This is a genomic window from Thermoflexus sp., from assembly GCF_042408365.1.
Lineage (GTDB): Bacteria > Chloroflexota > Anaerolineae > Thermoflexales > Thermoflexaceae > Thermoflexus.
The window spans coordinates 1-7,282 of record NZ_JBHOQJ010000166.1; the positions used below are offsets into that span (position 1 = coordinate 1).

At 66.7% G+C, this 7,282-nt stretch carries 7 protein-coding genes and 1 pseudogene; 1 reads left to right on the plus strand and 7 read right to left on the minus strand.

The features are described from left to right. The 7 genes from ACFMO5_RS07745 to ACFMO5_RS07775 all read right to left on the minus strand — a co-directional run. Nucleotides 1-208: tryptophan synthase subunit alpha (locus tag ACFMO5_RS07745; RefSeq protein ID WP_376792177.1), on the minus strand; the 208-nt coding region annotated here is incomplete at its 3' end. Between the two features lie 27 nt (nt 209-235). Beyond that, a complete protein-coding gene (trpB, locus tag ACFMO5_RS07750; RefSeq protein ID WP_376792178.1) occupies nt 236-1,441 on the minus strand; it encodes a tryptophan synthase subunit beta in 1,206 nt (401 codons plus the stop codon). A 196-nt stretch (nt 1,442-1,637) separates the two neighbouring features. Beyond that, nucleotides 1,638-2,330 (minus strand): N-(5'-phosphoribosyl)anthranilate isomerase, encoded by a 693-nt coding sequence (locus ACFMO5_RS07755; protein ID WP_376792179.1) that lies wholly within the window; start codon nt 2,328-2,330, stop codon nt 1,638-1,640. A gap of 13 nt (nt 2,331-2,343) precedes the next feature. After that, entirely contained in the window at nt 2,344-3,153 is an 810-nt protein-coding gene (gene trpC / locus ACFMO5_RS07760) for an indole-3-glycerol phosphate synthase TrpC (protein ID WP_376792180.1), read from the minus strand. Nucleotide 3,154: 1 nt separating this feature from the next. After that, entirely contained in the window at nt 3,155-4,180 is a 1,026-nt protein-coding gene (trpD, locus tag ACFMO5_RS07765; RefSeq protein WP_376792181.1) for an anthranilate phosphoribosyltransferase, read from the minus strand. Between the two features lie 138 nt (nt 4,181-4,318). Then, complete coding sequence (locus ACFMO5_RS07770) at nt 4,319-4,912, minus strand: anthranilate synthase component II (RefSeq protein WP_376792182.1); 594 nt, start codon at nt 4,910-4,912, stop codon at nt 4,319-4,321. Between the two features lie 11 nt (nt 4,913-4,923). Further along, nucleotides 4,924-6,390, minus strand: a complete 1,467-nt coding sequence (locus ACFMO5_RS07775; RefSeq protein WP_376792183.1) for an anthranilate synthase component I family protein — start codon at nt 6,388-6,390, stop codon at nt 4,924-4,926. A gap of 547 nt (nt 6,391-6,937) precedes the next feature. Between ACFMO5_RS07775 and ACFMO5_RS07780 the strand changes: the two are divergent. After that, nucleotides 6,938-7,282, plus strand: a pseudogene (locus ACFMO5_RS07780) (hypothetical protein); the annotation flags it as partial.

The following is a 7,282-nucleotide window of genomic DNA, read 5'->3' on the forward strand; positions in this document are numbered from 1 at the left end:
CCCGTTGGATCACCGGGCCATCGGCCAGGGGATCGGAGAAGGGCACCCCCAACTCGATGAGATCCGCGCCGGCCTGCGCCAGGGCCGCCACAACTCGAATCGACGTCTCCAAGTCCGGATAGCCCACCGGCCAGTAGAAAACCAGCGCCGGGCGCCCCTCCGCCCGAGCGTTCCGAAACACCTCCCTTACCGCACGGATTCCGCCCATCGTCCCTTCTCCTGGAATGGCGAAACCTCACGTTCCGTTCAGCGCTTTGGCCACGGTTTCCAGGTCCTTGTCCCCGCGCCCCGAGAGGTTGATGAGGATCCACGCCCCCGGTCGCTCCCGGGCGAGGCGCATGGCCTCGGCCACGGCGTGGGCGGACTCTAAGGCCGGTAGGATCCCCTCGAGTCGCGCCAGAGCCTGGAAAGCGGCCAGGGCTTCGCGATCGGTGACCGCCGTGTAGCGGACCCGCTTTCGATCCCGCAGGTAGGCGTGCTCCGGGCCGACCGCCGGATAATCCAAGCCGGCGGAGATCGAGTGGGTGTCCAGGATCTGGCCCCACGGGTCCTGAAGGACATACGTGCGGGTGCCGTGCAGGATGCCCACGCGGCCCCGGTCGCCGTCCGCGAAACGGGCTGCGTGACGGCCCGTCGGGATCCCTTCGCCCCCCGCCTCCACCCCCACCAGCTCCACCGGATCCTCTAAGAAGGCGGCGAACAGGCCGATGGCGTTGCTGCCCCCGCCGACACAGGCCACCGCCACATCGGGGAGCCGTCCGAATTGTTCCAACATCTGCGCGCGGGCCTCCACCCCGATCACGGACTGGAACGTGCGGACGATGACCGGATAGGGGTGGGGGCCCAGAGCGGAGCCCAGGAGGTAGTGCGTCGTCCGCACGTTCGTCACCCAGTCCCGGATGGCCTCGTTGATCGCGTCCTTCAGCGTGCAGGAGCCGGCGTCCACCGGGCGCACCTCGGCCCCGAGCAGCTGCATCCGGAACACATTCGGCCGCTGGCGGGCCATATCGGCCGTGCCCATATAGATCGTGCACTCCAACCCGAGCAGGGCACAGGCGGTCGCGGTGGCCACCCCATGCTGGCCCGCCCCGGTCTCCGCCACCACCCGCCGTTTGCCCAGCCGTCGGGCCAGCAGCGCCTGGCCCAGGGCGTTGTTGATCTTGTGGGCCCCCGTGTGGGCCAAATCCTCGCGCTTGAGGAAGATCCGGGCCCCCACCGATTCCCCCAACCGCTGGGCCTCCGTCAGCGGCGTGGGCCGGCCCACATACGTGCGCAAGAGGCTTTCGAATTCCTTTAGGAATTCTGAATCCTCTATGGCCTCATGGAATGCTGCCTCCAGCTCCTCCAGGGCAGGGATCAGGGTCTCCGGAACGTATCGCCCGCCGTAGGGCCCAAAGTAACCCGGGCGCTCCTGAACGGGTGGAAGGATCCATCGAAGCATTTCGCCTCCAGAAAGGTCAAGGCTTTTCAATCTTCGGTAGTCACCCCTTTCGCCATTCACTAGTGATGAGCTCCAAATGTTAAGAATTCAAAGGGACTGCGCGGCGGAGAGGAATTGCCCGCACCCCACGAAAAACTACCGATTGTTGAACGGAGTGACCACCCAATGTCCTAGCGCACGCATGAAAACCACGTGCTCAGGCGGTCAGCAAGAAGGAGCCTGCTTCAAGGCATTCGAACGCCTGGCGCGCGCGCGCCACAAAGGCCTGCACTTTCCCCGGATCCTTTCGGCCGGGCGTCCGCTCCACACCGGATGACACATCCACTCCCCACGGCCGGACCTGAAGGATGGCCTCCGCGACGTTCTCGGGGGTCAAGCCCCCGCTGAGCAACAGCCGATGGGTTCGGGCCCACATCGCCGCGATCGCCCAGTCGGCTCGTTGACCGGTTCCCCCATAGGCCCTCGGATGCCACGCATCCACCCCCAGCGTCGGCCCCTCGGACAGGCGTCCCCGGTAGCGCTCCGGATCGGGAAGCTCCCCCCGCGACTCAGTAGAACCTTGAGCGCTGAGGCGCAGAACTTTATATGCGCAATCGGCCAGGGCGGTCAGGACCTCGGGGGATTCCTCCCCGTGGAGCTGGGCCCAGTCCAGGCCGATGCGTGCCATGAGCGCGCGCACCTGGGACGCCGGCTCGTTCACGAACACGCCCACCAACCGGACGTGGGGGGCTTCCTGACGGATCGCGGCGGCGATCGCGGCCGCCCGCTCCGGGGAAACGAAGCGGGGGCTTTTCGGGTAGAGCACAAAACCCAGCGCATCCGCCCCCGCCGCAACCGCCACCCGCGCGTCTTCCAGATCGGTGATCCCACAGATCTTCACGAACCCCATACCCAGGCTCCCTTCATCCGAGCAGGCTCCGCACCCGCTGGGCCACCGCCTCGAGATCGAAACCGTCCGGGCAGCTCCCCGCTTCCACGAGCGCCTCGCCGATCAGCACCGCATCGTAGCCGAGGGCGGCCATCTCCCGAACATCCTCCCGCGACCGCAACCCGCTCTCCGCGACCGTCCGGATCCCGGCGGGGATCCGGGGCCGCAACCGGGCGGACACCGTCCGATCCACCCGCAGGGTGCGCAGATCGCGGTGGTTGACGCCGATCATCCGCGCCCCCGCTTGGAGGGCTTGCTCCAGCTCCTCCTCTCGATGAACCTCCACCAAAGAGGTCATTCCCAGGGTGTCCGCCAGGGCGATTAGATCAGCCAGACGGTGGGGATCCAGGATGGCCGCGATGAGCAGCACCGCGTCGGCTCCGGCGGCTCGGGCCTCGTAGACTTGATAAGGATCCAGGATGAAATCCTTGCGCAGGATCGGCGTCCTGGGGAGAGCCTGGCGAATCCTCTGCAGGTGGGCCAGATCCCCCAGGAAGAACCGCTCCTCAGTGAGCACGGAGAGGGCGGAGGCCCCAGCTTGCACATACACCTGGGCCAGCGCGATCGGATCGACGGTGGGGGCGATCGGGCCCCGGGAGGGGGAAGCCCGTTTGATCTCGGCGATCAGGGCGGGCCGATCCCCCTGTCGGGCAAGCGCGGCGGCGAAATCCAGGGCCGGCGGCGCGGCCTCCGCCTCCGCCCGCACCATGGTCAGCGGGCGCTTCCCCATCCGTGCAGCCACCTCTTCTTGTTTCCAGGCGAGGATCTTCGCCAACTCGGACATCTCAGCTCCCCTGGGCCAGCGTCCGGGTATACGAGACATATTCCTGCAGGACAGCCAGGGCCGCCCCATGGGTTAAGGCTTGCTCCGCCCGCTCCAGGCCCTCCCGCAGATCCTCGACCTGCTCGGCGGCCCGTAGAGCGAAGGCGGCGTTGAGCACGACCGCTGCTCGGAGCGGGCCGTTCTCTTTCCCCTGGAACAACGCCCGCAGCCGTTGTGCGTTCTCTTCCGGGGTAGCGCCGCGGAGCGCCTCGAGAGGCACCCGGGGGATGCCGTAATCGGCGGGATCGAAGACCCATGTGCGCACTCGCCCGTCGACGTATTCCGCTACCCGCGTCGGGCCAGCCGGCGTGATCTCATCGACGTTGCCCACCCCGCACACCACGAAGGCGTGCCGGCTGCCCAGGGCGCCGAGGACTTCCGCCAACGGCTCCGCCAGGTTCGGATCGAACACCCCCATCACCTGGTAGGGCACCTCCGCCGGATTGCACAGGGGACCCAGGATGTTGAAGATCGTGCGGACGCCGATCTCCCGCCGGGGGCCGATGGCATGCTTCATCGCCGGGTGGAAGGCTGGGGCGAACAGGAACGCGAACCGGATTTCCTGGAGCGCCCGCGCGGCCTGTTCCGGGGTAAGGGTGAGCTCGGCCCCCAGGGCGGCCAGGAGATCGGCGCTGCCGCTGGGGCTGGAGACCGCTCGGTTGCCGTGTTTGGCCACCGGCACACCGGCCCCCGCCGCCACGAAGGCCGCCGCCGTGGAGAGGTTGAAGGTGCGGGCTCCGTCCCCGCCCGTGCCGCAGGTGTCCACAGCCACGCCTTCATAGGGCACGCGCTGCATCGCGCGGCGCATCGCCCGGGCGCACCCAATGATCTCGGGAATCGATTCCCCCTTCATCCGCAAGGCGGTCAGGAAGGCGCCGATTTGGGCCGGGGTGGCTTCCCCCGCCATGATCGCCCCCATCGCCGCCTCCGCTTCCTCTACCGTCAGATCCTCCTGCCTGACCAGCTTGGCGATAGCTTCCCGTATCATTCCCAACCTCCTGCTTCGGAATTCGGCGAATCGAACTTAGACCTTATACCGGGCCGTCCCCTCAACGGATGTAGATGATCTAATGGCTTCGCGAATACGGATCCATCGCCTCCTCGGGGGTACCCACAAGGGGTGCCCCTACCGGATGCCGCTGATCGCCAGAAAGTTCCGTAGCAGGCCGACCCCTTCAGGGGTGAGGACGGATTCCGGATGGAACTGCACCCCGAAGGTGGGATGGGTCCGGTGTCGCAGGGCCATGATCTCGCCCTCCGGCGTTCGGGCGGTGACCTCCAACTCTTCGGGCAGGGGCTCCACTACCAGCAGAGAGTGATAGCGGCCAGCCATCAACGGGCTCGGCAGCCCGGCGAACAGGTCCCGGCCGTTGTGGAGGATGGGCGAGGCCTTGCCGTGCATCAGCCGTCCCGCTCGCACCACCCGACCGCCGAAGGCGGCGGCGATGGCTTGATGCCCCAGGCAGACCCCGAGGATCGGGACGCGCCCGCTTAGGGCGCGGATCGCCGGCATCGTGATGCCCGCGTCCTCCGGCCGCCCCGGCCCCGGCGAGATCACAATCGCCGCCGGCCGCATCTCGATGATCTCCTCGACATCCGCCGCATCGTTCCGGACCACTCGAAGGGAAGCGTCTTCGTGCCCAGCTTCCTGAAGCAAGTGCCCCAGGATCTGGACCAAGTTGTAGGTGAACGAGTCGTAGTTATCGATCACCAGAAGCATCTCACGCCTCCTTAGCCCCCATGGCTTTGGTCGACGGCCAGCTGCATCGCCCGGGCCTTGTTGCGGGTCTCCTCCTCCTCACGCTCGGGGGTCGAGTCGGCCACGATCCCTGCCCCCGCCTGCACGATGGCGGCGTTTCCCTGCACCATCACCGTGCGGATTGTGATGCACCAATCGGCGTTCCCCCGCGGATCGAAATACCCCACGCCCCCCGCGTAAGGCCCGCGGGCTTCCCCCTCCAGCTCGGCGATGATCTCCATCGCCCGCACCTTGGGGGCCCCGGAGACGGTTCCAGCCGGGAAGGCGGCCGCCAGGGCATCGAAGGCATCGCACTCCGGGCGCAGCCGTCCGCGGACTGTGGAGACCAGGTGCATCACGTGGGAATAGCGCTCCACCACCATGAACTCTTCCACCCTCACGGTGCCATAGACGCACACCCGCCCCAGGTCGTTGCGGCCGAGGTCCACCAGCATCACGTGTTCGGCCTGCTCTTTGGGGTCCGCCCGCAGCTCCGCCTCCAGCGCCCGGTCCTCCTCCGGCCTTCGCCCCCGGGGGCGCGTCCCGGCGATCGGCCGGATCGTCGCCTCACCGTCCTCCACGCGGATGAGCATCTCCGGCGACGCGCCGATCAACGCCAGATCCTCTCCGTCCCGCCCCAGGCCCGACAAATGGAGGAAAAAGAGATACGGAGAAGGGTTCAGGCGACGCAAGGTTCGATAGATGGCGAAGGGAGAAACGGCGACCGGCCGGCTCCAGCGTCGGGCGAGGACGATCTGGAAAGCGTCCCCTGCGGCGATGTACTCCTTCGCGGCCCGTACCATGGCGCAAAAGCGCTCCGCATCCGTGTGGGCTCGCCAGGGAACGGGCGTGGCGGAGGCGGGCGCGGGAAGCGAATCCGGGGGAGGGGGATTGTGCAGGCTACTCCACAGAGCCATCAACCGGTCCTCGACCGCCCGCTCCGCCCCCGGCTCCGCCAGGCCGATGAGGGAGAGCGTTTGGGTCACATGGTCGAAGACCAACAGGGTCTCCATCTGCATCAGGATGGCGTCTGGGAAGGCGAGGCCTGCGGGAGAGGCCCGGGGCACCCGATCGAAGAACGCGGCCATCTCGTAGCCGATGTAGCCGGCCAGCCCCCCGATGAAGCGCGGCAAAGGATCGGCATCCGCCTCCGGGGTCATCGTGGCCAGCGCCTCCCGCCAAACGACGAAGGGATGCGTCCGGCGCAGGTCATAGACGCGGCATCCCTGGGGCCCCAACTCCTCCATCCGATCCCCGTCCACTCGATAGAGGACCCGAGGCATCAAGCCGATGAACGAATACCGAGCCAGGTAGGCGCCACCCTCCACGCTTTCGAAAAGGAAGGAAGGGCCCTGAGGACGCAGCGCTTGATATAGGCGGATGGGCGTCCACAGGTCCGCCGGCATGGTCCGACGGATCACACGCCTCCGCAGATCGGTTTGAACGGTTTCTTTTGCCATTGGGAACCTCCCATTCGGGACGTCCATCGGGGCATCCTCAGAGGGCACCGCGGCCGGAGGCCCTTAAAAAAAGGCGCCCGTCCCTCACAGAGGGACGGGCGCCATAAGGCCCCGTGGTGCCACCCTCCTGAGGCCAGCCGGTGATCTCTCTTCAGGAAACAAAACACCCCCGTCGGTGAGACGAGGGTGTTTTACGGCCAGCCCCACTCCTTCGCGGGGACGGGATGGATCTCCATCCGATCCCCTCCGCCCAGATAACGGTGGCGACTCCGGCCAAGACTAGTGGGGACGCATGGCGCCCCGTTCGTCCGGCGACTCCCGGGCCCATTCAGCCTTGGCGTGCGCAGCGGGCTTCCACCTGATCCCCGCCTCTCTGGGCGCCGGCCCAAGGCCTACTCCTCCCGTTCACCGTCTTTCGGGAAAGCTCTATTTTGCGCAAAACTATACGCCATGGCTTTTGATTTGTCAAGAGGTAATGGCGGCTGTGACTGTTCACCTGTTGGTGAAATTGGGATAATCAAGGGGAGACACCCCCTGGAGGAGGCCCATGCGATTGTTGTTCGTCCTCCCCAAAGTCGAGCCCGAGAAGATCCAACTCCCCACTGTCTGCCCCCGGCCGGGGTGCAACGGGAAGCACTTCAAGCGGTTTCAGGAGGTGACCCAGCGGGTGCGGGATCCCCACTGCTCCGAAGTCAAGGCCTATCGCTATCGATGCCTCCGGTGTGGCCATCTCTTCCGCGTCGATCCGGCCGGGATCTCCCGAGACCACTTCTCCCAGCGGGTCAAGGGGTTAGCAGTGGTTCTTTACCTCCTGGGGCTGAGTTACGGGGCCGTCTCCCTCCTCCTGGAGGCCCTGGGATGGTTTATGAGCAAGACCCTCGTTTACCTGACG

Excerpts from the sequence above, each read along its gene's own strand:
- trpB (WP_376792178.1), bottom strand. The coding sequence starts at position 1,441 with ATGCTTCGATGGATCCTTCCACCCGTTCAGGAGCGCCCGGGTTACTTT.
- ACFMO5_RS07755 (WP_376792179.1), bottom strand. The coding sequence starts at position 2,330 with ATGGGGTTCGTGAAGATCTGTGGGATCACCGATCTGGAAGACGCGCGG.
- trpC (WP_376792180.1), bottom strand. The coding sequence starts at position 3,153 with ATGTCCGAGTTGGCGAAGATCCTCGCCTGGAAACAAGAAGAGGTGGCT.
- trpD (WP_376792181.1), bottom strand. The coding sequence starts at position 4,180 with ATGATACGGGAAGCTATCGCCAAGCTGGTCAGGCAGGAGGATCTGACG.
- ACFMO5_RS07770 (WP_376792182.1), bottom strand. The coding sequence starts at position 4,912 with ATGCTTCTGGTGATCGATAACTACGACTCGTTCACCTACAACTTGGTC.
- ACFMO5_RS07775 (WP_376792183.1), bottom strand. The coding sequence starts at position 6,390 with ATGGCAAAAGAAACCGTTCAAACCGATCTGCGGAGGCGTGTGATCCGT.